This window comes from Shewanella sp. ECSMB14101 (genome assembly GCF_000773485.1).
GTDB lineage: Bacteria > Pseudomonadota > Gammaproteobacteria > Enterobacterales > Shewanellaceae > Shewanella > Shewanella marisflavi.
In genome coordinates, this window is sequence record NZ_JSFF01000001.1 from 463,568 (window position 1) to 488,439 (window position 24,872).

General features: G+C 49.0%; 17 protein-coding genes and 3 tRNA genes. 11 read left to right on the plus strand and 9 right to left on the minus strand.

Going from position 1 to position 24,872, the window contains the following annotated elements; genetic code table 11:
* Nucleotides 1-147: 147 nt before the first annotated feature.
* The 5 genes from NY07_RS02015 to NY07_RS02035 form a co-directional block, all read right to left on the minus strand.
* Nucleotides 148-2,418: a multiheme c-type cytochrome gene (locus NY07_RS02015; RefSeq protein WP_033537653.1), complete on the minus strand. Its 2,271-nt coding sequence runs from the start codon at nt 2,416-2,418 to the stop codon at nt 148-150.
* Nucleotides 2,419-2,886: 468 nt separating this feature from the next.
* Nucleotides 2,887-5,034, minus strand: a complete 2,148-nt coding sequence (locus NY07_RS02020; RefSeq protein WP_052125458.1) for an OmcA/MtrC family decaheme c-type cytochrome — start codon at nt 5,032-5,034, stop codon at nt 2,887-2,889.
* Between the two features lie 75 nt (nt 5,035-5,109).
* Nucleotides 5,110-7,029, minus strand: a complete 1,920-nt coding sequence (locus NY07_RS02025; RefSeq protein WP_140946880.1) for an OmcA/MtrC family decaheme c-type cytochrome — start codon at nt 7,027-7,029, stop codon at nt 5,110-5,112.
* Between the two features lie 31 nt (nt 7,030-7,060).
* Nucleotides 7,061-9,172 carry an MtrB/PioB family decaheme-associated outer membrane protein gene (locus tag NY07_RS02030; RefSeq protein ID WP_033537654.1) on the minus strand — a complete coding sequence of 704 codons (2,112 nt, stop codon included), beginning with the start codon at nt 9,170-9,172 and terminating at the stop codon, nt 7,061-7,063.
* A 15-nt stretch (nt 9,173-9,187) separates the two neighbouring features.
* Nucleotides 9,188-10,150 carry a DmsE family decaheme c-type cytochrome gene (locus NY07_RS02035; RefSeq protein ID WP_373681769.1) on the minus strand — a complete coding sequence of 321 codons (963 nt, stop codon included), beginning with the start codon at nt 10,148-10,150 and terminating at the stop codon, nt 9,188-9,190.
* A 401-nt stretch (nt 10,151-10,551) separates the two neighbouring features.
* Here NY07_RS02035 and NY07_RS02040 point away from each other — a divergent pair, with 401 nt between their 5' ends.
* The 3 genes from NY07_RS02040 (at nt 10,552) to glnS (ending at nt 14,953) form a co-directional block, all read left to right on the plus strand.
* A complete protein-coding gene (locus NY07_RS02040) occupies nt 10,552-10,791 on the plus strand; it encodes a FeoA family protein (RefSeq protein ID WP_011866315.1) in 240 nt (79 codons plus the stop codon).
* Nucleotides 10,784-13,078, plus strand: coding sequence for a Fe(2+) transporter permease subunit FeoB (gene feoB / locus NY07_RS02045; protein WP_033537655.1), 2,295 nt, complete (start codon nt 10,784-10,786; stop codon nt 13,076-13,078). Before NY07_RS02040 ends, feoB begins: the two co-directional genes overlap by 8 nt.
* Before the next feature lie 204 nt (nt 13,079-13,282).
* A complete protein-coding gene (glnS, locus tag NY07_RS02050; RefSeq protein WP_033537656.1) occupies nt 13,283-14,953 on the plus strand; it encodes a glutamine--tRNA ligase in 1,671 nt (556 codons plus the stop codon).
* Between the two features lie 120 nt (nt 14,954-15,073).
* Here the strand turns inward: glnS and NY07_RS02055 are convergent, their stop codons facing one another.
* A complete protein-coding gene (locus NY07_RS02055; RefSeq protein ID WP_033537657.1) occupies nt 15,074-15,670 on the minus strand; it encodes a Yip1 family protein in 597 nt (198 codons plus the stop codon).
* A gap of 253 nt (nt 15,671-15,923) precedes the next feature.
* Here NY07_RS02055 and miaE point away from each other — a divergent pair, with 253 nt between their 5' ends.
* Nucleotides 15,924-16,688, plus strand: a complete 765-nt coding sequence (gene miaE, locus NY07_RS02060; RefSeq protein ID WP_033537658.1) for a tRNA isopentenyl-2-thiomethyl-A-37 hydroxylase MiaE — start codon at nt 15,924-15,926, stop codon at nt 16,686-16,688.
* A 33-nt stretch (nt 16,689-16,721) separates the two neighbouring features.
* Here the strand turns inward: miaE and NY07_RS02065 are convergent, their stop codons facing one another.
* Both NY07_RS02065 and NY07_RS02070 read right to left on the minus strand, forming a co-directional pair.
* Nucleotides 16,722-17,444, minus strand: coding sequence for a UDP-2,3-diacylglucosamine diphosphatase (locus NY07_RS02065; protein WP_033537659.1), 723 nt, complete (start codon nt 17,442-17,444; stop codon nt 16,722-16,724).
* An 18-nt stretch (nt 17,445-17,462) separates the two neighbouring features.
* Nucleotides 17,463-17,957, minus strand: a complete 495-nt coding sequence (locus tag NY07_RS02070; protein ID WP_033537660.1) for a peptidylprolyl isomerase — start codon at nt 17,955-17,957, stop codon at nt 17,463-17,465.
* 254 nt (nt 17,958-18,211) lie between these two features.
* Between NY07_RS02070 and cysS the strand changes: the two genes are divergently transcribed.
* Nucleotides 18,212-19,591: a cysteine--tRNA ligase gene (gene cysS / locus NY07_RS02075; RefSeq protein WP_033537661.1), complete on the plus strand. Its 1,380-nt coding sequence runs from the start codon at nt 18,212-18,214 to the stop codon at nt 19,589-19,591.
* 145 nt (nt 19,592-19,736) lie between these two features.
* Here cysS and folD read toward each other — a convergent pair whose 3' ends face one another.
* Nucleotides 19,737-20,591: a bifunctional methylenetetrahydrofolate dehydrogenase/methenyltetrahydrofolate cyclohydrolase FolD gene (folD, locus tag NY07_RS02080; protein WP_033537662.1), complete on the minus strand. Its 855-nt coding sequence runs from the start codon at nt 20,589-20,591 to the stop codon at nt 19,737-19,739.
* A 347-nt stretch (nt 20,592-20,938) separates the two neighbouring features.
* On the opposite strand from folD, the gene NY07_RS02085 reads away from it, so the two are divergent.
* From NY07_RS02085 to clpX, 6 genes are all read left to right on the plus strand, one after another.
* Nucleotides 20,939-21,015: transfer RNA gene (locus tag NY07_RS02085), tRNA-Pro, on the plus strand.
* A 64-nt stretch (nt 21,016-21,079) separates the two neighbouring features.
* A tRNA-Arg gene (locus NY07_RS02090) sits at nt 21,080-21,156 on the plus strand.
* Nucleotides 21,157-21,164: 8 nt separating this feature from the next.
* Nucleotides 21,165-21,240: transfer RNA gene (locus NY07_RS02095), tRNA-His, on the plus strand.
* Nucleotides 21,241-21,492: 252 nt separating this feature from the next.
* Nucleotides 21,493-22,797 carry a trigger factor gene (gene tig, locus NY07_RS02100; protein ID WP_033537663.1) on the plus strand — a complete coding sequence of 435 codons (1,305 nt, stop codon included), beginning with the start codon at nt 21,493-21,495 and terminating at the stop codon, nt 22,795-22,797.
* An 89-nt stretch (nt 22,798-22,886) separates the two neighbouring features.
* Entirely contained in the window at nt 22,887-23,498 is a 612-nt protein-coding gene (gene clpP / locus NY07_RS02105; protein WP_033537664.1) for an ATP-dependent Clp endopeptidase proteolytic subunit ClpP, read from the plus strand.
* A gap of 84 nt (nt 23,499-23,582) precedes the next feature.
* Nucleotides 23,583-24,863, plus strand: a complete 1,281-nt coding sequence (gene clpX / locus NY07_RS02110) for an ATP-dependent protease ATP-binding subunit ClpX (RefSeq protein ID WP_033537665.1) — start codon at nt 23,583-23,585, stop codon at nt 24,861-24,863.
* Nucleotides 24,864-24,872 lie beyond the last annotated feature (9 nt).

Sequence of the window (24,872 nt, forward strand, 5' to 3'; positions counted from 1 at the left end):
TTTGTCACGGCGTGTTAGCCTGTTTAGGTATGTGTGGGAAGTTGTGGGAAAGTCACTCGCTGAAGTTAAAGGGATGTGTGGTAAACAAAAAAAGAGTGGAAAGCTTGGCTTTCCACTCTTGTCATGATTTAGAACAGACTTTGCTTTTTAGTCTTGCTTATGCAACTCGGCAACCTTTTCTGCACTATGGCAGGTTAGGCACGACTCGCTGTTGAGCATAGCTTCTTCGTAGCTACCCGCAACGACACCACCCATGCTTTCGATGTGTGATTTAGCCGCTTCTTTTCCTCCGCCGATCTCATAGCTTGATGAGACGTGGCATGAGGCACAAACACCCGCTTGTGGACTAGAGAAACTGGCATCGCCCTTGTTCCAACGCATTGGGGTTGAACGCGCATTTTCTAGACCGAAGTTCATATCACTATGACAAGCAGAACAGTTGGCACTGCTCACTAGAGACTGAACATCTTCGCGGCCGTGTGCCTTACCGAAAGTGCCGTGTACACGAACGATTAGGCTGTTGTAATCGCCAGCTTCGTGACACTGCGCACAAGTGTGCACGTCTGCATTGCGGTAGTGCGTATCGCCTTTGCGGGCAACCATGTCGTTGTTGTGACAGCTTGCACAGTTTTCATAGTCAACGGCGCTGGCGCGTTCAGGAGCTTGTTCACCACTTAGCGTCAAAAATGCGGTTTTTGCAGCATTAGTGCTGAGGGCACCTGAACAGTTACCTTCACTATCAAGAGCTGTCAATGTCGAGCTCTTGTTTGCAAAACAGGTGTTAAAGCTTGGAGTGATGGCAATGTTCGCCCCAGCCTTGATAGCATCAGCCAGAGATGGAAGGCCATAACCTGGGTTAGCAGCATTAACCGTTACACCGTAACTACCATCTATATTCGCGATGACTGAACCACTGGTGCGTCCGGCTAGGAAAGCATCAGGCTTTGTCGCGTCAACGGCGTTTACATAGAGACGCATGCCAGTGGTATAGTCAGCAGTTACTATCTCTTCACCCTTAGTTAAGTGCATGGTAAAGCTTAAGGTATTTGAAGCCTCATCCCAGTTGATTTGACTGTAGCTGGCATCAATTAGAGTACCCGCCTGTGATGCTGCTTCGCGGCTGTCTTGCTCATGGGCAGCGAAATGACGGAAGGCGCCGCCACGGGTGTTACCGTCGTGGCTACTGTGACAGGCGACACAGCCTACCAGCTGGGTTTCTTCTCCAACAAGCTCAGTGCGGTTACCGTAATGGTAATCACCGTGGCAAGTTTGACAGGCAACGGCATCCTTATCAGCAAACCATGCCATTGCATGAGGAGTAAGTCCTTCTGGCAGTGTCTCTTCAGTTGTGGTGTAGCTAATGTGACAGCTTTGGCAGTTGGCTGTTGAGGCTGGGAAGTTAAGCTCGGCTTTAGGCTGACCTTCGCTATCGAGCGCCGCACCATCAAACTTGTATGCAAATGCTGGGTTTTTGCTTGCGTTAGCAATAACAGTATTGAATTTTGCCAGTTCACGGCGATCACCTTCAGTGATACCTGTGTGAACCGCATGCACTAGGCCTTTGATTGAGCCATCAAAATTAAATTCAACCGTATTACCTTCTCCGTCAACACCAGAGCCGCTGTATTGGGTGTAATCGGTATGACAGAAGCCACAGCCATCGGCGGTGTTACCATAGTTGCCATGACGAATATGATCCTGGCCTACGTGACAGTTAGTACAGGTTTCCATCTCTAACACCTTCTTAGGTGAGGCGACAGACTGCTCTGTTAATGGATCCCAGTAGTAGGCTTCGACATTCTTAAGCTTGTTCTGACCCACGCCATATGTGATCAGGTAGATACCATTGATGCGATTGGCGTCATAGTCATAATCCAGACCATTAGTGTCGATGATCTCCGGCGCAGTAACCTGATATCTTCCCTGGCCAAGATAAGCCAGACAGGTCACACCTTCCTGACAGTCACGGGTCGGGCGCCAGTTGTTAGAACCTGTCATAGGTACGCCATTTTTGCTGGCATTACGGTAAGAAAGCCAGATCTCCTCATCGCCATCGCCTCTGGCGGTGACTTCTGTACCGTCTTCTAAGCTGAAGGGAGTGAAGGCTTCGCTGCGTGTGCCCATACGACCAAAGGCGATACGTAGTGGATCGGTAAGTGTCTCTAATCCAGTAACGGCAACACCGTTAGGATTGGTTAGACTGAATTCGAAGGTTAAGGTTTTTGACGTCTCATCAAAGCTTGCCTTTTCTATTTGGGTCTGTACGGCGGTTGCACTGTTGATATCGATTGCGATTTCACCTGGTTTGCCGTCTTCACCATCTTTACCATCGCTGCCGCCACAACCGGCAAGCGCTAGGGACAAGGCCCCAACACTGAAAGCTGTTTTGACAGCGGTACTGATTGAATACCGTTTCATCATTTTTCCCCTGCATGAGAATGAGAGTGATCTCAATTTTATTTTTGGTATGAACAAGGTGAGCCAGAGTTATTGCTATTGCCTCAATGACTTGGCGACACCTTGGGCGCATATTACTCAAAAGGGGGTAGATGGAGAGCGTGCGTCTGCCCAAACGTGAAGCGGATCTATTAACAGTGTTACAAAATGATAGTTGTGTTAAAGTACAATAATTACAGTGGGTTATATTTTAGCTCGGTTTCAAAATTAAGCAATGCTGTGAAAAGTCGGCCGCTATCTTAAGTGAAGCTTAATAAGTGGGCGTTTTATTAGCTTATGTATTGATCTAAGACAAACTCATTGGTGGAGGCTGATGACCGATTGCGCTTCGTTTGGTCACAATCTGTATTTGTGGGGTTGTCTGAATGTTGTCTAAAGGTTGGTGGGGTGAAGAAAAGGAGGCTAAAGCCTCCTTTTCTGAGCTGAGGGTTAAGGGTTATGAATACCCAGTAGTTGAGTTGGTGTGTGGCAGGTTGAGCAGCTCTCTGCAGAGCGGCTGCGAACGTCATCAGCACTCATACCATCTAAGATACCGCCGTTAGTCTGGATATGGGCCGCTCCAGAGTCCTTAAGGTATTTCTGGTGACAGCTGAGGCAGGCACCAGCATCGGATGAGACCCAGATATCGACGCCTGTGGTGGTATCGCCATAGCGCCAGACGCGGTCTTTGGCTCGGCCAAGTTCAAAACCACCATCGGTATGACAGGTGAGACAGTCTGTTTTCAGTACTGTGCCCGACTGCACGCCTGCGTATTTCAGGTAATGGCCTTCGGCTTCGTGCGCCTTAAAGGCGAAGCTGGTTGGTTTACGACCGCCTGGGTAACCTTCATCTCCTCGTGTGGTTTTATCAGAGGTGTGACAAGTCTGACAGTTGTAGCCATTATTGTAGTGGTGGTTTTCCTGGTTGTGGCAAGTTTGACATTTTGCCGTATCGACAATGGCACGGCGCATGGCGGTTTGCCCGTTCTGGTCAACACCAGTACCAGACCAGACGAATTGGTAAGGTGCCTCTTTTACCGCTACCGAACGGGTGTTATCGCTACAGGCGGTCATCACCACCTCAGCTACACCATAGCCACCATTGTTGAAGCAGACCTCAATGGCCGACCAGAGTTCAAATGTCTTACCTGTGGCATCTAGTGGCATATCGAAGGTGTTAGCCACAATGGTAAAGGTCTTGCTGGTATCGTCATAGGTGCCTTGAGACAATCTGAAACGGCGGTTGCTATAGGAAGCGTCGCTATAGGCTGGATAGTCTTTATCGACATCCCAAGCGACGACCACTCGGGTTCCCAGTTCAATATAGTCTGCGCCAACTGCATTACCTGAAGCATCGGTAACTTGCACATCAAACTTCAGTTTACCATCGGCGTCTAAGCCTATGTTGCTAAAGTTAACGCCCATGGCCTGTGCTAGCGTATAAGCCTTGAGGACATCGCCATGACGCTTCTCGGCGTTACCTGTGCCTGAGTAGGTATCCGTCGCGTTATGACAGGCAACACAGTTGGTGCTGGAGTGATTTTGCGACGGTTTTTCGGTGTGACAGCCAATACAGGCAAGGTTTGACTTATCGGCCTTAAACAGCGCGGCATCGCTAGGGGCATCGTCGCCCTCGACATGGCAGGCTGCGCAATTGGCTGCCGGCTTTTGCGGGAACATCACCTTGCCATAGTCGTGCAGGCTGCCACCAAAACCCACTATCTTATAAGGCGCGGGTACATAGCCTTCAGGGGTGCTGGTGACTCTGTTCTGGCCCTTATGGATGGCATGTATCATGTGAGCAAATGCAACGCTGTTGCCACTTTCTGGATCGCCAGAGGTTGTGGTGTGGCAACTGGCGCAGTTTTCCAGATCGATACGACGACCGCCGTGGAGCGCCAGACTCTCCTCTTGGTGGCAGTTCATGCAGGTTTCTTTGCTGACCACATTGCGGGTTTGAATCCCGTCGGTAGCGCCTGTTGATGGTTGCCAGTCATGGTGAGCATTGGCGGTTGCCTGAGGCAGTTTCAGCTCCAGTGTCACCCTGTGAGTGTTGTCGCCGTTATAGGTGATCGCCAGTGGTTCGGCCACATTGGCGATATTTTGCTGAAATTTATAGGTGTAGCTACCGTCAAGATTATCCATGAAACAGTCTTCACAGCTGCTTGCGGCCTCAACGTTTGCTTGGTACTGAGGGGAGGGGTTAAGCCCTGAGGTATCCTCAGGTAAAGAGCCTGGCTGTCTTAGTCTATTGATGTAGGCTTGCCACTGGTAGCCGCGATCAAACTCCTGACCATCTATAGTTTCGACGACATTAGCGAGTTGGGCGACCCCAAAGCGTAAATCATAATCTTTGGTGAGGCCGAGTACGGCGACGCCATTGGCATTTTCCAGCTTAAAGGTCACGCTTACCTGTCCATCTTCGACCGAGGCCTCTGTAAATTCGGCCATTACGGTAGGCGTGTCATCGATATTGACACCGATAGGGCCGTCAGCGCCATCTTCACCATCCTTACCGTCACTGCCACAACCTAGCAGGAGCGCGCTGCAACTTAGGGCAATGAGGCTCCATCTATTCACCTTTCTCTTTATATCCATCATAGTGCGTTCCATTTTAATCTATCTATCAATGCTTGTTAGGATAGGCGCCAGCGATACTGGCGCCTCCACGGGTTATTTGATTGGGTGTACTTTCAGGACATCGGCTTCTGCGCCCAACCTGTGACAGGTCGCGCAGCTTTCAGTACCTGCGGTAGCATCTGACAGGGTGCCCATAAACACGGCGCCTTGCTGGATCATGTGATTCTTGTTGGTCTCGCTGCTATGACAGTCGCTACAGATTGCCGCAGTTGGGCTGGTGTAGCTACCGTCACTAATGGCCAGAGGTTTAACTCCTGGGTCGAGTGGCAGCGCTGGCGAGAGTACACCGTCATTATTGCTATGACACTGGGCACAATTGCCTATGTCACCAGGATAGTTGATGGCTTCATAACCGGCTCGCTGGCCGCTATGAATGGCGTGGATCAGGTGCTTAAAGTCGGCAGTGGTCGTCGAAGGATTCTCGCTGGCTTCGGCTACCATATTAGGGTTATGACACAGCTGACATTGGCCTTCGAGATCATTTCGCGAACCATGGAAGTTCAGTTGTTGATCCCCATGACAACTGCCACAGGTGTCATTAGTCACTACCACGCGACGTCCGCTATCACTGAGCGCCTCGCTGCTAAAGAAGCTGTGGCTGGATTTGATGACGATTTGGCTGTTGGCTTCGTTATCGCAGCTACCCAATACGCCATCGGCCGCGCAGATGCGTCCCTGTATCGCTAAGGTGCCCTTATCCATCTCGCTACCCGCTGGCACGCTAAGCCCAGTGACTTGATAGTCGAAGGCACCATTACTGCCGGCGAGAGGCGTTATTTCATGCAGACGAATCGAGCGTGCCGAACGAGTGGCATAGTCGAAGCTTGTGCCCCAGTTCGCGTAGACTCGGAGGTCTGATATAAAGTCGAGTTGGTCGGCACTGGAGGTATACCGCTCACCACTACTCGGGTTTTCAAGTGCAAGGGTAAAGGAGACGGTATCACCGCTTCGCATCGCCTTAGTGATCACTGGCTTAAATTGTGCCAGTGCCTGCTCGTTACCACCGTCATTGTGTACGCTGGCTGTCCAGTCGGCATTATGGCAGGCGACACAGTTGGCATTGTTAAGTTGAGCGGGGTGGCCTTCCCCAGCCTTAAAGTCGATATAGGTATGACAAGAGCCACAGGTCTCCATCGTTGGCACTCGAGCCCAGTTCATCTGTTCGCTCAGGCTTTCATCTTGGGCGTGACAGGTTTGGCAGTTAGCCAGCGAACCTGGGAAGCCGATTAAATGTTTGCCGTGGATCATCTGGGGGAAGATGTTATCTGGATTGCTGACACGATCGGCATTATGACAGGTCACACAGGTCTCAATCTGGTTGTAGTTACCTCTGTGGAAGGCGAGATCGTTGTGACAGCTGTTACAGGTGTCTATCTTAATCAGATTGCGGCTGTAAGCGGGATCGCTACTCGTTCCGTCTGTTTCCGCCTGCCAGTCAAAGTGCTGATTGGTAATGGGCAGGGAAGTCCCATCGGCAAGTGTATCGCCGCCCATCTTCACTACAATACGTTGAGTAGCGCCAGCCTGATAGCTTATGTCGTTCATGCCATCAAAGGCTGCACTGAAGGTGTAGCTGTAGTTACCATTTTTATGGTCGACATAGCTCCCTGGGCAGCTGGCATTGCAGTTCTCAGAGGTAAAATATTGCCACTGTGAGCTGTTACCCGCATTGGTATAGCCTTGAGGTAACAGCTGGGCGGCAATAAAGGTGGCAGTGGGCACCCCCACCACAGGCTCATCGTTTTGGTTGGTGACACGATAGTTGACCGTGGCGACGCCTCCCTCCATATCAACCTGATCGAAGGTGATATGGAGATCATCTATCACCATGGCTGGTGGGCCGCCGGGTTCACCTGGGTTGCCGGGTTTACCATCATCGCCACCACAGGCTGATAATAGGGTAATTAGCCCGAAGAGGGCTACATAACAAATGGGGTTGTTCATCTTCATCATCGCTTCCTTGGCATACGGGGTGGTACCTGAGTTACAGACGGTAACTCAGGGTCACTCCAAAGTAGTGGGCGCTGTAATCGTGGCTTAAGTCACCGAAACTCAACACGTTGGGGATGCTGTCTGGCATGAGCTGGTCATTGGCCCAGTCAGCATCTTGGTACTGCTCGAAGATCCAATCGAACCTCAGACCTAAGCCATTGCTCAGGCTAAAGTCTGCGAAGGCATTGATGTTATGTTTGGTGGCGTAATAGTCGCCATAGGGATTGTGTAGCCCTTGGCTCACTTCGGTGTCGCTCTGACCATCACTGAAGCTATAGTCAAGTCCTATCCTAAGGCGTTTTTCAAGCAGGTTGCTATAGTCAATGCCTGCCCCTATGAGGGTGGCCTCGTCCTCAGTGTTTGCAAACCAATTGGCTCCGGCGTAGTTATTGCTGCCAGCCTGATCGCTGTCGCGCCAGTCCTGGTTGACAAAGGCGTTGAAGTTTAGGTTTTCACTGATAGCGTATTGCGCTGACAGATCATAGCCTTGGCTGTCTACCTGTGTCAGGCCTATCTGGGTGTCAGTATAATCATCTTGGCGGGTATGCAAATTTAATGTGACATTATAGGCTCCGCCGTTGTAGCTGGCATAAAGTCCATAACCTTGGTGCTCGCGATCGGCGAGGTAGCTGCGTCTCAGCAGAGGGTTATTGGGCCTGTTGCTGGCGGTCATGCCATGATATTCACTGCCGTTGCGATCGCGATATTCGGCCTTTAACCAAGCTTGCCAATGGGGAGAAAGCCTGTAGTGGAGCTTGGCTTCAATATCGGACTCCTGCAGAGTGTCTCTATCAAGGCCGTTGTAATTGTTGTGTTCATATTGATATTGCAGGTCAAGATAGAGGCTGCGGGTGAATCTGTACTTGGCGCCTAGATTGGCCTGCTGACGTGTGCGGTCGTAGTCTGGATTGAGCCGATCGCCACTGTAGTAGCTGTCGGTGACAATTTGTGGATAGCTGAAGATTGGCGTCTTGTTGTCACGGTCTCGATAATCATACCCCGCTCTGAGGCTAAAGGCTGGTGTCAGCCTGCCGTGATACTTTAGTTTCATCTCTATCAGATCTACTTGGCCTGCTAGGTCCGTCGCTGGTAACGTAGGCGAGGGGCCATTGATGGTGGCAGGTAAGAACGCCTGATCTTGTGTCATACGAGTAAAGCCCAGATGCATAATGACCTGTTGGCCCTCAGCGGAAAATTGGCTATGACCAGCGACGCGATAAGCTTTGTTGTCAGGAGCCACGGCATTTTGGCCATAATAGGCGGCACCGAAGGTGGGGCTGAAGGCCGATTGCCAGTGCAGAGCACTCAAGTCGTTTTGATATTGGCTGACTTCGGCGTCTATGCCCGTGAGCCAGTGATCGCCACGAAAGTAGAGTTTGGCATTGACGCGATCGTTTTTATCTTCGATACGCTCGGCCAATAAGGTGCTATTGGTAAGCAGATTAACACTGGCGCGGCGATTGCCCTGACGCTCTTCATGTTGATAGCCAAGAGCAACTTCATAGAAGTCACCTGTATAGTTAGCATCGATACGATAGCGGTCCCGGGTGATCTTAAGCTCTGCAGGGCTGAGGCTGGATGACAGGCTTGTCATCTGATCTGTGGTTGCAGCGCTTTGCCACTCACTAGGCAATTGCCATGTCTGGCCATCGCGGCGGTAAGGGGTTAGGGCGCTATTATTGTCGTAACGGGCAAAGCCTCGATAGGCTGCTTGTATTTCATATTGGCCTTTGCGCCCCGTGGTTAAAGAGGCTGAGCCGGCATCATAGCCTAAACGATTGGCTTCGAAGCGAGTTTGATAGCTCGAATCTGTCTTGTGAGCAAGATCCGCTTCAAGGCTTGCTACGGCGCCATCTTGGTCTGTCCCTGTTGTATTGCCGAAACGGCTATCACCGCCATCATTGTAGGCAATTCCTGCCCCTATCATTCCCGTTGTACCCTTAGGGACTTCACAACGTTTACATTCCCAGGCATCAAGTTTGACTTTGTCACGGTTGGCCGAGGCAAGCCCATATCCTTGTGCGCCGGCATAGCTGCTGATCACAGCTAAGGCCAACAGGCTTAAACGCCATGGGAGTCTTTGAGATCCATCTTGTTTAATCATCGCTATGCTCCCTCATTAACGTTGCAGAAGTTTGCCAGACGGGTGGTTAGAACCATGTACCTGGCCATGACAGTTCATGCAGCTTTGTCCCGCATTAAAGGCGTTTGGACTGTTGGCAAATACGGGATTAGCCGCATGGCCATCGCTGGCATGACACTGTTGACAAAGTTGCGGCGGCTTGGCGATTAACATCGCCTCGTTGACTGCGCCGTGGGGGTTATGACAGTTAGCGCAGTTATCGCTCACCGGTGCGTGCTCCCATAGCTTAGGACCACGTTTTTCGGTGTGGCAGGCATAACAGTTCTCGTTAACGCTCATCTGTTTTAAGCCTGCATCACCCAATCCACCATGGGGATTGTGGCAGTCGCTACAGACCATCTGCTGCCATTTGAGTGGGTGGCTGCTGCGCTTGTGTAAGTCGGCCTTCTGTTGGGTATGACAGCTGGTGCAGACGGCAACTTCCTGGGCCTTATCGCTAATAGGGTCATGACCTGTATGTACCTGATGACAATCACTACAGGCCACATCGGCGTTATCATGATGGTTACCGTTCCAAGCCATACGCTTGTCGTCGTTATGGCAACTCATACAGACGCTATTTTGTTTTGCAGCGGGCACAGGAGATTGGGCACCAAAGGTAATCATGGGTTCTTTGCCGCCACGGTTATGTTTGCCCATAGGGCCGTGACAGGCTTCACATTGGAGATCTGCCATGGGAGAGCCTTTTACTTGAGGATCGCCATGTACGCCATCGAAAAGGGCCATTACCTCTTGGCTTTTTCTGTGGCACATAAGGCAGCTATCGGCGCCTTTGGGAGAGTATTGTCCCTCGGCAAACTTAGTGTCGAGGATTTGCTCAACCTCTTCGGCGGGCATCTTGTCCCAAGGGGTTGCCTGAATCGACACACTGAGGAGTGGGTATAGTACGATTAGAGCCGCTAGCTTGAGCGCAAGCAGCCAGTTAGATTCCTTTTTCATCATCATCCATCCAAGCGCAGAAAAGTTTTTAGTTGTTATCTTTAAAGATTGCTAATTTACCAATTCTAAATAATAGGTGTGATTTGTGACGAATGTGTAACTTTTGTATCGATAATTGTTCTGTAAAAGTGATGTTTTAGAACAAATTAGCATTATATGTGATCTTGATCACGTTGCTGGAGTGGGGTAGGGACGTAGAATGCCCTTGTTGGTGGAAATGATTCTCATTTAATTATCTCGTTTTCTCATTGAGATATCTGTCACATAATATAAAATACAATTGAAAATTATTATCGTTTCCAATCATAAATATTGATCTAGATAAAGTTATTGGAAGCCTTGCTCCGTTAGAATCTGGTGTAGTTCAGATTTATCGAGACCTGAAAAGGTAGAGTTGCAATATGAAATTAAGCGAATTAAAGCCTGGCGACAGTGCAGTGATCTCCGAGGTTGGCCAAATTAGCCTGCCTGCGGTGGTGAAACGCAAGCTTTTATCTATGGGGATCACCCCCAACACCTCTTTGACATTATTACGACGTGCCCCACTTGGCTCGGGATTAGAGTTGGCCATTCGTGGCAGTAAGTTATGCATGCGTAAGGACTTGGCAGAGGTAATAGAGGTGGAGCTGGCTCATGGCTAAACAATTTCATTGTGTGACTGTTGGCAACCCAAATGCGGGTAAATCAACACTATTTAATGCCCTAACCGGAGCTAACCAACAGGTGGGTAACTGGTCAGGGGTGACGGTTGAGAAAAAGACTGGCCAATTTACGTTAAATGACACTGAGGTGTTGTTGACGGATCTTCCCGGTATTTACGATCTCTTGCCTGCAGGCAGCAGCTGCGATTGCTCTCTCGATGAGCAAATTGCCCAGCAGTATCTGGCTGAGGCGCAGATGGATGGCATCATCAACTTAGTGGATGCGACCAACATTGAGCGTCACCTATACCTGACGGTGCAGCTGCGTGAACTTGGTATCCCTATGGTGGTGGTGATCAACAAGATAGATGCGGCTAAGGCTCAGGGGATCGAGGTCGATGTTACCAAGATGACCAAAGAGTTAGGCTGTCCGGTGATCGCCGTCTGTTCTCGTGATGTCAATGATATTAAGCAGGTTCAGGCCCAGGTGGTGGATCTGCTCGACGGCAAGGTCTCAGAGGCGCCATTGGTGCTGGATTACGATGTTGAGATTGAGGCGGGAATTAAAGCGCTGTTTGAGCGCGACAGCCAACTGAGTCGTGGCCGAGCCTTGGCAATGATGGGCAATGGCTTAGGCTGTGGTCAGTGTAAAAATGGCCAGATGCTTTCAGAGGTTTCTCAGTGCTCCGAGAAACTTGCGGCTCAGGGCAAAGATATCGAGATCATGGTAGCGACTACTCGTTTTGATTTCGTGCAGAAAGTGTTTAACGAATCGGTAAAAGCCGCCGATGTACAAACCATCAGTGATCGCTTAGACAAGCTGGTATTACATCCGATAGCCGGGGTCCCAGTATTTCTGTTCGTGATGTATCTGATGTTCATGTTCAGTATTAATGTGGGCAGTGCTTTTATTGATTTCTTCGATATCACGGCCGGTGCCTTGTTTGTTGACCATCTCGGCGCCTTTATGAGTAACGTGGGCGTACCTGCGTGGTTAGTCACTATTGTTGCTGGTGGCGTGGGACAAGGTATTCAAACCGTAGCTACCTTTATTCCGGTGATCGCCGCGCTCTTTTTGGCTCTGTCTGTCTTAGAAGGCTCGGGTTATATGGCTCGCGCAGCTTTTGTGGTGGACGGATTGATGCGCCGCATCGGTTTGCCGGGTAAGGCGTTTGTGCCTATGATTGTCGGCTTTGGTTGTTCAGTGCCTGCAATTATGGCGACCCGTACCTTAGGCAGTGAGCGTGAGCGTATCGTGACGGGTATGATGGCGCCCTTTATGTCTTGTGGTGCACGTCTGCCTGTTTACGCCCTATTTGCAGCGGCCTTCTTCCCTGAATCGGGCCAGAACCTAGTGTTCTTGCTTTATATCATAGGTGTATTCGCGGCTATCGGTACCGGCTTACTGCTAAGGTCGACCTTACTACCCGGCAGCAGCAGCGCCGTAGTGATGGAACTGCCTAACTATGAAAAGCCTAAGTTTAAGGCGGTGATGGCCAGAACCGGTAAGCGCACCAAGAGCTTTATTCTAGGAGCGGGTAAAACCATTGTGATTGTGGTTACTCTGCTTCACTTTGTTAACTCTATCGGTGTCGATGGCAGCTTCGGACATGAAGACAGCTCTGAATCTGTGCTGAGTGTGGCGAGTCAAAAGGTGACTCCTTTCTTCTCACCAATGGGGATAGAGAAAGACAACTGGCCAGCCACAGTCGGTATCATCACTGGTATCTTTGCTAAAGAGGCGGTAGTTGGCACCTTAAATAGTCTCTATTCCACTTCGGGTGGTGACGAGGAGGCTTTAGCACCATTTTCTGAAAGCTTTAGTGAAGCCTTAGCAACGATTCCTGAGAACCTGTTTGGTATCGCCCCAGAAGATCCGCTATCTATGTCAGTAGGGGATATCGAGAGTATTGAAACTGCCTCAAGCGAGCTGGATGTAGATACCTCGACCTTCAGTGCGCTGCAGAGTGGCTTTACAGGTATTACAGCGGCATTTGCGTACTTGCTCTTCATCTTGCTTTATACGCCATGTGTGGCCGCAATGGGGGCGTTAGTGGGCGAATTTGGCTCTCGCTGGGCGACCTTTGCAGCGACTTGGACATTCGCACTGGCCTATGGCACAGCAACCGTCTTCTATCAGGTGATGACCTTTGCGGCTCACCCATTGCAATCGGGTCTCTGGATAGCCTTCTTTGTGGTGGCCTTGGTGGTCTTTTACCTCTGGCTTAAGCGCAAAGGGCAGCGCGCCCAGACGATTATTCCTGTTATCAATGTGGTAACTGAATAGACAATCGACCCGCGTTAAGTCAGTCGTTAAAAACAGAAAAGCAGCGATTTATCGCTGCTTTTCTGTTTTTGCGCTAAATGATGTCAGTTTTTGCTATTTGGCCGTTGTAACGAAGCGAGATCTGTAGGAATATGCAGGTTTTCCCCAATTAATGTCGAGCGGCGATTGTGCGGCCGATGATTAGAGTTCGCAAAGAGGATTTCCATGAGTCATGTGGACACCGAAGTACGTCCTAGTAACTTCATTCGTAACATCATAGATGAAGATTTAGAAAGCGGTAAGCACACGAGTGTACACACGCGTTTTCCGCCTGAACCAAACGGTTATCTTCATATTGGTCATGCTAAGTCGATCTGCTTGAATTTCGGTTTAGCTAAGGACTATAAGGGGCTATGTAACTTACGTTTTGATGATACCAACCCTGAGAAAGAGGATATTGATTACGTTAACTCTATTCAGGCCGACGTCCAATGGTTAGGTTTCCAGTGGGATGGTGAAATCCGTTACTCGTCAAACTACTTTGATCAGTTACATCAGTACGCTGTTGAGTTGATCAATAAGGGCTTGGCTTATGTATGCTTCCTTAACGGTGAGCAGACCCGTGAATATCGCGGTACCTTAAAAGAGCCGGGTAAGAACAGCCCTTATCGTGACACCTCGGTGGAAGAAAACCTTGAGCTGTTTGAGAAGATGCGCAAGGGCGAATTTAAAGAGGGTGAGTGCGCCCTGCGAGCCAAGATTGATATGGCGTCACCTTTTATGTGCATGCGCGATCCTGTGATCTATCGTATCCGTTTTGCTCACCATCATCAGACAGGTGACAAGTGGTGTATCTACCCTATGTACGATTTCACTCACTGCATCTCTGACGCGATTGAAAATATTACCCATTCGCTCTGTACTCTGGAGTTCCAGGATAACCGTCGCCTATATGACTGGGTATTAGATAACCTGGATGATTTCCAGGCGCCAAACCGCACTCGTCAGTATGAGTTTTCGCGCCTGAATCTGGAATACACCTTGATGTCTAAGCGTAAGCTTAACGATCTTGTGGTTCGCGGTTTGGTGTCAGGTTGGGACGACCCGCGTATGCCGACCATTGCAGGTCTACGCCGCCGTGGTTACACGCCAGCGTCTATTCGCGAGTTTTGTCGTCGTATCGGGGTGACCAAGCAAGACAACATGGTCGAAGTGGGTATGCTAGATGCGTGTATCCGTGAGGAGCTTAACGAGCACGCGCCGCGCGCCATGGCTGTGATCAATCCGGTAAAGGTGATCATCGAAAACTATCCTGAAGGCCAGGTTGAAAAGCTATCTGCACCAGCGCACCCAACTATAGAGACTATGGGGCAACGTGAGCTGGTCTTTGGTCGTGAGCTTTATATCGATGCTGACGATTTCCGTGAAGAGGCCAACAAGAAGTACAAGCGCCTTATTCAGGGCAAGGAAGTGCGTCTGCGTAATGCCTACGTGATTAAGGCTGAGCGCTGCGACAAAGATGAAGCGGGCAATGTGACCACCATCTATTGTACCTATGATGATCAAACCCTAGGTAAGAACCCGGCTGATGGTCGTAAGGTGAAAGGGGTGATCCATTGGGTTGAGGCTTCTAGCTGTGTTCCTGCTGAGTTCCGTCTGTATGACCGACTGTTTAATCAGGCAAATCCAGCTGCGGCCGATACGGTTGATGAAGTGCTTAACCCTGAATCTCTCGTGGTTAGACACGGCTTTGTAGAGCCTGGTTTGGTGAATGCTGAAGCCGAAAAGGCTTACCAGTTCGAGCGAGAAGGCTACTTCTGCGCCGACAATAAAGACTCATCACCTGAGCATCTGGTCTTTAACCTGACCGTTGCGCTGCGAGACTCTTCTAACTAAGTCTTAGGCTCAGTTTTAGTTGGGTGCTAGCTTGATGTTAACTTAGCACCCACTCGGTATTAAAAAAGGCTTTAGGATCATCCTAAAGCCTTTTTTGTATTTAGCAGTTGGCTATCTTTGCTATTGATATATAGGGCCTAATCCGTAGCTCCAAAGGATCACACTCGAGGCCATTAAGGCAACCAGCAATACTAAACCGGCAGTAACGACCGAGCTGGCGTAGATAAAGCCTTTCTCTTCAGGGATGTTCATGATGATGGGAACGCCCGTGTAGAGCAGATAGACAGAGTAACTTAGGCCAACTAACCCTACAATCATCACAAACCACAGAGCGGGGTAGAGTGCTGCCAGACCCACCATAAATAGCGGAGTGGCTGTATAGGCGGCTAGCTCAATGGCTTGGGTATAGGTTGGGTGTGCATCAAAGGTCTTTGCCATCCAAAAGGCCAGGTAGGCTAAGGCAAATACCCCGGCGATTAGACCGAAAAACATACTGACTGACATCATCAAGGCGCTTTGCTTGGTGAGGAAGAGTGGATCGGATACCCCGAGGTTCCAGCCTATCATTGTCGATGCAACATAGGTGCAAACAGCCGGTATAAGGGCAATTAACAGGACATGACTGAGACTGCTCTTGAGCGCTACGTGATTTTGTTCAATTGTGTGCCACTCTTCTTTTGGATGAGTGTATAACCCCATTAAGTGATTCAATATCATTATAGTTATCCTTGTTCAGCTTTCATTACTGTGCTCGCCAAACTTCAGACGAACCCTAAATGCCTGTCGGTCCGCTACCAATAGACCTTAGGCTCCCAAACAGCCACTTCAATGTGGCTGACATAGTTTATTTATTGAACATAAACTTAGACTAGTCAAGCTAACTTTCATCTGTTAGGCAGATAGGCGTGCCCAAGGATTGATTTTATGAGTAAAATAGGCGCCGTTTGTTTGTTAACCTTCAGAGTGTGTAATGCAAGCCTTATTAGCGCCGATCAAGCAGTTTTTACAATGTGAAACCCCGGATGAGTGGATCGCCGTCGCCAGCCGACCGGAGCAGTTGTCGGCGTTATTAATCGATCACTGTAATTGCGAGCTAAAGGCGGCGCAGACCGCGATGTTTCTTATTCGCAAATATGCGGTAGATAAGGATAGCGGTGAGCAGTTGCTGCAGTGGGCTAAACCCTATGAAGACTTTGTCTATAACAAACAGCGAGATATCGATGTTTTTCTTGCTCGCGACGTTAAGAAGAATGAATTACTTGGTGAGCTTAAGCCAAAGGCCGGTGTCGCCTACGGCGCGGATCTCATTGCCAAGATGGTACGCCTGATTAAAGAGGAGTTTCATCATTTTGAGCAGGTGCTTGAGATCATGCAGGCTAGAGGCATTCCTTATCAAAACCTTACCGCCGGTCGCTATGCTAAAGGTATGATGCGTGCGGTGCACACCCATGAGCCGGCGACGCTGGTGGATAAGTTGATCGTGGGGGCCTTTATCGAGGCGCGCTCCTGTGAGCGTTTTGCTAAGTTAGCGCCTTATCTTGACGAAGGGCTGCGCAAGTTTTATGTCTCGCTGCTACGCTCTGAAGCCCGTCATTATCAAGATTATCTGGTGTTAGCTCAGGCGATATCACCTGATAATATTGAGCAGCGTGTCGCCGAGTTTGCAGCTCTTGAGGCGGAGCTTATCAGCGCCCCAGACAGCGAGTTTAAGTTTCACTCTGGCAGGCCTTGTTAATCGCTAGCTATTTAACCGGTTGAGCAACAAAGGTTAATTATCGGCGAATGGCAGACGTTGCAGCACCAGCTGCTCGGCACTGACTTTTAGCACACTTCCTTGCTCGTACCAGTCACCGACGACTATGCGTTGGCGATTATTGGTGAGCTGGTGGATGTTGGGTCTGTGGATGTGACCGTGGATCATTCGTTTAGTGTCAGTCTGCTGCATTAACTGCTCGACCGCACTCTGCTCGACATCCATGATGCTGTAGCTTTTTAATTGATTACTCTGCTTACTCTTATGGCGCAGCTTATTGGCAATGGCTGTGCGCTGGGATTTGGGCAGATGATTGTAAATAAACTTGGCCCAGCCGAAATTTCTAAATCGACGAAATCGTTGGTAGGCTTTATCTAAGGTGCATAGGCTGTCACCATGGAGAATAACACAGGGTATCCCGTAAAGGTCTATACAATAGACTTCGGGTAACAGGGTCATTCCAGCGAGCTTTGCATAACGTTTACCAAGCAAGAAATCGCGATTGCCATGGACGAAATAGATAGGCGTGTGCGCCGAGAAGGCTTTTAAACGCTCGGCGAGCTCGAGAGCGAAAGGCTCTGCAATGTCGTCTCCTACCCAGACCTCAAATAGATCGCCCAGAATATAGAGGGCATCACAATGGCTGGCGTCTTGACTGAGAAAACGGTTGAATGCGGCGAGAATATCGGGGCGATCGGCACTAAGATGCAGATCGCCCACAAACAGGGTGTAATTCAAGAATTGTCTGCCCTGTGCTTACTCAGCAACGGTAACGCTTTCGATAACAACAGCTTCTAGCGGTACATCTTGATGCATGCCGCGATTGCCCGTAGCCACTGCCTTGATCTGGTTAACCACATCCATGCCTTCAACCACTTTACCGAACACGCAGTAACCCCAGCCTTGTACTGACTCAGATTTAAAGTCGAGGAAGGTGTTGTCGTTGATGTTGATGAAGAACTGTGCCGTGGCCGAGTGAGGATCTGAAGTACGTGCCATGGCAATGGTGCCTACAACATTAGATAGACCATTGTTGGCTTCGTTTTCAATGGCTTCGTTACAACGCTTTTGCGACATATCTTCGGTAAATCCGCCGCCTTGGATCATGAAACCATCGATTACGCGGTGAAAAATGGTGCCGTCATAGAAACCGTCTTTAGCGTACTTAATGAAGTTAGCTGCGGTTACAGGGGCTTTTTCGGCATCAAGTTCAATTTTGATAACACCGTGGTTGGTTTGCATTGTGATCATATGACTGTATCTCATCATGGTTACTTATTCAGATAGCGCCCGATTCTAGCCTATTAACCATGATGCATAAAGGGATGGCACGACTTTTATCATCTTTCCCTGATCCCAGCGCCTGAATATTTACCTCTTGTTAGCTGTAGAATGTGCGGCGTAACAAAAAACGCTTTAGATTCACGCTATCACGCTGGAAGACCCTGTTTTCAGGTGGTAGACTGAGCGACCCAATTGTAGTCAATAATTTGTAGAGAAAATCGATGTTGAAGCTATACAACAGTCTTACCCGCCAAAAAGAGGAATTTAAGCCATTACAGCCAGGTAAAGTCGGCATGTATGTCTGCGGGGTCACCATATATGATTTGTGTCATATTGGTCATGGACGTACGTTTGTTGCTTTCGACATGATCGTCAGATACCTGAGGTATAAAGGTTACGATGTGAACTTTCAGCGTAACATTACCGATGTCGACGATAAGATCATTAAGCGCGCCGCAGAGAATAACGAGAGCTGCGATGCACTGACTGAGCGATTAACCCAAGAGATGTATCGTGATTTCGATGCGCTCAACATGAAGCGTCCTGACTTCGAGCCGCGTGCGACTCAGCATATGCCTGAGATCATTGAGATGGTTGAACGTCTAATTGAGCGCGATCATGCCTATATTGCCGACAATGGCGATGTGCTTTTCAGTGTGGCTTCATTCCCTGAGTATGGTCGTCTATCAGGGCAGAACCTAGATCAGCTGCAGGCGGGTGCCCGCGTTGAAGTCGATGAAAACAAACGTGATCCTATGGATTTCGTGCTTTGGAAGATGTCTAAACCAGGTGAGCCAACATGGGATTCACCTTGGGGACCGGGTCGCCCTGGTTGGCATATCGAATGTTCAGCAATGAACAGTAAGCATTTGGGTGAGCATTTTGATATCCATGGCGGCGGTTCGGATCTGCAGTTTCCGCACCATGAAAATGAGATAGCACAGTCATGCTGCGCCCATGATACGCCTTATGTGAATTATTGGATGCACACCGGCATGGTGATGGTGGATAAGGAGAAGATGTCGAAGTCACTGAACAACTTCTTCACCATTCGTGATGTGCTTGCGCATTATGATGCCTCGACTGTGCGTTACTTTTTGCTGTCGGGTCACTATCGCAGTCAATTGAACTATTCAGAAGATAACCTTAAGCAGGCTAAGGCGGCGCTTGAGCGACTCTATACGGCGTTAAAAGGCTTGGAACTTAGCGTCGAGGCGGCGCCAGCGACCGAGTATGTGGCTAAGTTCACTGCGGCCATGGACGATGACTTTAATACTCCTGAGGCCTACTCTGTGCTGTTTGATATGGCGCGCGAGATCAACCGCCTTAAGGTGGACGATTTGGCTGCAGCTTCTGCTCTGGGTGTAAGCCTTAAGCAGCTAGGTGATGTGCTAGGCATTTTAGATCAAGATGTGGATGCCTTCTTTAAAGGTCAGGGCAGTGACGATGAGGTTGCTCAAATTGAAGCCCTAATCGCCGAGCGTAACCGTGCCCGCGCTGAAAAAGATTGGCCTGCGGCAGATGTGGCCCGTGATGGTCTGAATGCTCTTGGGGTGATCTTAGAAGATGGCCCAGAAGGCACAACATGGCGTAAAAAATAAGCTATCGGTTAGCCAGTGAGATTGCTTTAGCTGTCTTGTTGTAAAAACCACTTAATAAAAAAGCCTGCATTAACTGTGCAGGCTTTTTTGTGGGCATTGATTGCTGGAGGTGTTACCACCCGGACCACAATCAGATTTACTGCGCTTAGTCGTGATAGTTCTCGGCCGCAAACAGGGTATTTTCCAGTAGGCTGGCAATTGTCATAGGACCTACGCCACCAGGTACTGGTGTGATATGACTAGCGTGCTCAGCGGCCACATCATATTGCACATCACCAACCAGTTGGCCGTTTTCCAAACGGTTGATCCCGACATCGATAACGATGGCACCGGGTTTAATCCACTCACCTGGAATAAAGTGTGGTTTACCCACAGCAACCACGACCAGATCGGCGCGGCGGACTTTATCTTCAAGGTCACGGGTAAAACGGTGACAGGTCGTCGTGGTGCAGCCGGCCAATAGCAGCTCTAATGTCATTGGGCGACCAACAATATTCGATGCGCCAACGACAACTGCATCTAGGCCGTAGGTGTCTACGCCTGTTGATTTAATTAAGGTCATGATCCCCATAGGTGTGCATGAGCGTAGCACAGGAATGCGCTGCGCCAGACGACCGACATTATAAGGATGGAAACCGTCGACATCTTTATCGGGCTGAATGCGCTCGATCACCTTCGATTCTTCGATATGATCAGGTAACGGCAGTTGCACCAAGATGCCGTCAATCGCAGGATCTTGGTTGCACTTGTCGATCAGGGCCAATAGATCGGCCTCAGATGTTTCGATTGGCAGGTCAAAAGATTGTGATAGGAAGCCAACTTCTTCACAGGCGCGGCGCTTGCTGCCGACATAAACCTGAGAAGCCGGATCGGCGCCGACTAAAATAACGGCTAGTCCCGGTACACGCTTTCCAGCCTCTTTGCGGGCGGTTACTTTGGCACTTAGTTGCTTTCGAATGGATTGAGCAATCGCTTTGCCATCGATTATTTGTGCTGTCATGGGGGGTGGATTTCCTTAATATGGCGCGATAATAAAAAATCGGCGACATTTTAACAGGGGGGGCGGAAACTGTCATTGACTTAGGACGATAATAGACAGTTCTAATATATGGATAATGCCAGCTAAGGCGCCTATTATCATTGCATTGTTAAAAAGGCCAAGCTGAAGTGTGGAAACGGGTTATTCGCGCAGATATTTGCCCGGATTGTTTAATAAAGTTTCGGATAGCTGTTTAAATAGTCATGTGCGTCGTCATTGCAAAAAAATCGTTGACGCTAACCATGTGAGGGGATAATATGCGCTCCGTTCTCAGCGACACCCAGTGAGTGTTGAGAGTGTTAGACTTTCGGTGATTAGCGCAGCCCGGTAGCGCATCTGGTTTGGGACCAGAGGGTCAGAGGTTCGAATCCTCTATCACCGACCAAATTTTTAAATAGTGTGGATACGCTATTTTGCCCTGTTAGGATATGAACCAAGTTCATAACGACGCGCCCGTAGCTCAGTTGGATAGAGCATCCGCCTTCTAAGCGGATGGCCGCAGGTTCGAATCCTGCCGGGCGTACCAAATCAGTGGTGATTGTAGCTCAGTTGGTAGAGCCCCGGATTGTGATTCCGGTTGTCGTGGGTTCAAGTCCCATCAGTCACCCCACTTCTTTTGAAGAAAATAAAAAAAGCGACCTAAGGTCGCTTTTTTTACGTCTGTAATTCGAGCTTTGAGGCTCGACTATGCAGAAAACCGTGGCTATAATGTCGCGTCTTGATAAATTTCAACTATGTGCGACGACTGCCAAACCCAGTTACCAAGGCATTTTAGTCGTTTTTTTAGATCAAGAAACGAATACCTTAATAGTTGATGATTCGGCTATTACAAAAGACGTTTGACATATTTCGAGGTAAAACAATGCAAGTTTCTGTAGAAACAACACAAGGTTTAGAGCGCCGCCTAACTATCTCTGTTCCAGCTGAGCAGATTGAAAAAGCCGTTTCTGATAGTTTGAAAAATGAAGCTAAGCGTGCACGTATTCCTGGTTTCCGTCCAGGCAAGGTACCTGTAAGCGTGATCAACAAGCGTTACGGTAAAGCGATTCGTCAAGAGATCACTGGTGAAGTGATGCAACGTAATTTCGTTGAAGCCATCATCGCAGAAAAATTGAACCCAGCGGGTGCACCAACTTTTGTTCCTGGTGAGACCGATGCCGAAAACTTCCAGTTTGTTGCAACCTTCGAAATCTACCCAGAAGTAGAACTAAAAGGTCTAGATGCAATTGAAGTTGAACAACCAACTGCTGAAGTAACCGATGCTGATGTAGATGCGATGATCGAAACTCTGCGTAAGCAACACGCAACGTTCGAAGTGGTTGAGCGTGAAGCGGCTGAAGGCGATAAAGCGAAGATCGATTTCGTGGGTTCTATCGACGGTGAAGAGTTTGAAGGCGGCAAGGCTGAAGATTTCGAACTACAACTGGGTAGTGGCCGCATGATTCCAGGCTTCGAGTCTGGCGTTGAAGGTCATAAAGCGGGTGAAACATTCGATATCGAAGTGACTTTCCCAGAAGATTACCACGCAGAAAACCTGAAGGGTAAAGTGGCTAAGTTCGCTATCACTTTGAAAGAAGTACAAGCGGCTAACCTGCCTGAAGTTAACGACGAGTTCGCTAAGTTGTTCGGTGTCGCTGAAGGTGGCCTAGAAGCCCTTAAAGTTGAGATCAGCAAGAACATGAGCCGTGAGCTTGAGCAAGCGCTTAAGGCTAACGTTAAAGATCAAGTACTAAACGGTCTGCTAGCGCAAAACGAGATCGATCTGCCTAAGGCACTGATCGACGGTGAAGTTAACGTACTTCGTCAACAAGCAATGCAGCGTTTTGGTAACCAAGCCGCTAACATGCCTGAGCTACCAGCTGATCTGTTCACAGAGCAAGCTGAGCGCCGCGTAAAAGTCGGTCTGCTACTTGGTGAAGTGATCAAGACTAACGAGCTGAAAGCGGATGATGAGCGTGTACAAGCACTGATCGCTTCTATGGCGTCTGCCTACGAAGATCCAAAGGAAGTTATTGAATATTACAATAACAACCAAGAGATGATGCAGAACATGCGCAACGTTGCGCTAGAAGAGCAAGCGGTTGAAGCTCTGCTGAAAACGGCTAAAGTGACAGAGAAAGCAGTTCAATTCGAAGAATTTATGAACAAGGCTACTGGTCGCGCGTAACCTATGCTTGACTTAAATGGCTGTTAGCCATTTATAATGGCTCGTATGAGGCTCCTCATGCGAGCCGTTTTTATTTAGGGAAGTTAATAATGCAAAATGCGCCAGAATCAGTACTGAATGCACTTGTGCCTATGGTTGTTGAACAAACGGCCAAAGGAGAACGTTCATATGATATTTATTCTCGTCTGCTAAAAGAGCGAGTGATCTTCCTCGTCGGTCAGGTCGAGGAGCATATGGCAAACCTAATCGTTGCTCAGCTACTGTTCCTTGAGTCTGAGAGCCCAGATAAAGATATCTATCTTTATATTAATTCTCCGGGTGGTTCGGTGACGGCAGGTATGGCGATTTATGATACGATGCAGTTTATTAAGCCTAACGTCAGCACAGTTTGTATTGGCCAGGCTGCCAGCATGGGCGCGTTTCTGTTAGCCGGTGGTGCTAAGGGTAAGCGTCATTGTCTACCTAACTCGCGTGTGATGATCCATCAGCCTTTGGGCGGTTTCCAAGGCCAAGCCTCTGACATTGCGATTCATGCGCAAGAGATCTTAGGTATCAAGAATAAGTTGAATCAGATGCTTGCCGATCATACTGGCCAGCCGCTGGAGGTTATCGAGCGCGATACCGATCGTGATAACTTTATGAGTGCAACCGAGGCCGAGGCCTATGGTTTAGTGGACTCAGTGCTCGATAAACGAAGCTGATATTTGTCGCTTGCTGAGCTATGATCAGTAAAAGGCTATAGAGATGAATTGTGCAGTGAGTGAAACTGCAAAAGAGGTAAACTAATGGGCGACAACAAAAGCAACGGTGATAGCGGGAAACTGCTGTACTGCTCTTTTTGTGGAAAGAGTCAGCATGAGGTTCGTAAGCTCATCGCCGGCCCTTCTGTGTATGTATGTGACGAGTGTGTAGAGCTTTGTAATGATATCATCCGTGAAGAAATTCGTGAGATATCGCCTAAGCAAGATCAAGACAGATTACCTACGCCACATGAGCTCAGAGCACATCTTGACGACTATGTGATTGGTCAGGAGAAGGCTAAGAAAGTCTTATCTGTTGCTGTATATAATCACTATAAGCGTTTAAAGAATTCCACGCCTAAAGATGGTGTCGAGTTGGGTAAGAGTAATATCTTGCTGATCGGCCCAACAGGTAGTGGTAAAACATTGCTGGCCGAGACTTTGGCTCGCTTCTTAAACGTGCCTTTTACTATGGCCGATGCCACCACCTTAACCGAAGCCGGTTATGTGGGTGAAGATGTTGAGAACATCATTCAGAAGCTATTACAAAAGTGTGATTACGATGTCGAGAAGGCACAGCGCGGTATCGTCTATATCGATGAGATCGATAAGATCAGTCGTAAGTCAGATAATCCGTCTATCACCCGTGACGTGTCCGGTGAAGGTGTACAGCAGGCATTGCTTAAACTGATTGAAGGTACTGTAGCAGCTGTGCCACCTCAAGGCGGACGTAAGCATCCTCAGCAGGAGTTCTTGCAGGTTGATACCTCTAAGATTCTGTTCATCTGTGGCGGTGCGTTCGCAGGGCTGGAGAAGGTGATTGAGCAGCGTTCTCATGTGGGAACCGGTATTGGCTTTGGCGCCGAGGTGAAGGGGGAGGCCGATAAGGCAACCATTTCCGATGTACTGATGCAGGTTGAGCCTGAAGATCTGGTTAAATACGGTCTGATCCCTGAGTTTATCGGTCGTCTGCCTGTTTTGGCGACACTGGCAGAGTTAGATGATGCGGCCCTAATTCAGATTCTGTCTGAGCCGAAGAACGCGTTGACTAAGCAGTTTGCAGCCTTGTTCGAAATGGAAGGGGTAGAGCTCGAGTTTAGAGAAGATGCCCTTAAGGCGATCGCTTTGAAGGCGATGGACCGCAAAACCGGTGCTCGTGGCCTGCGTTCAATTGTTGAAGGTATACTGCTTGATATCATGTATGACTTACCTTCGTCAGAAAATGTGGCCAAGGTGGTTATCGATGAATCCGTGGTCAAGGGGGAGTCAGATCCTATCTTGATTTACGAAACCAACGAGTCGCAAGCTGCCGTTGCTGAACAATAATTCGGCTAA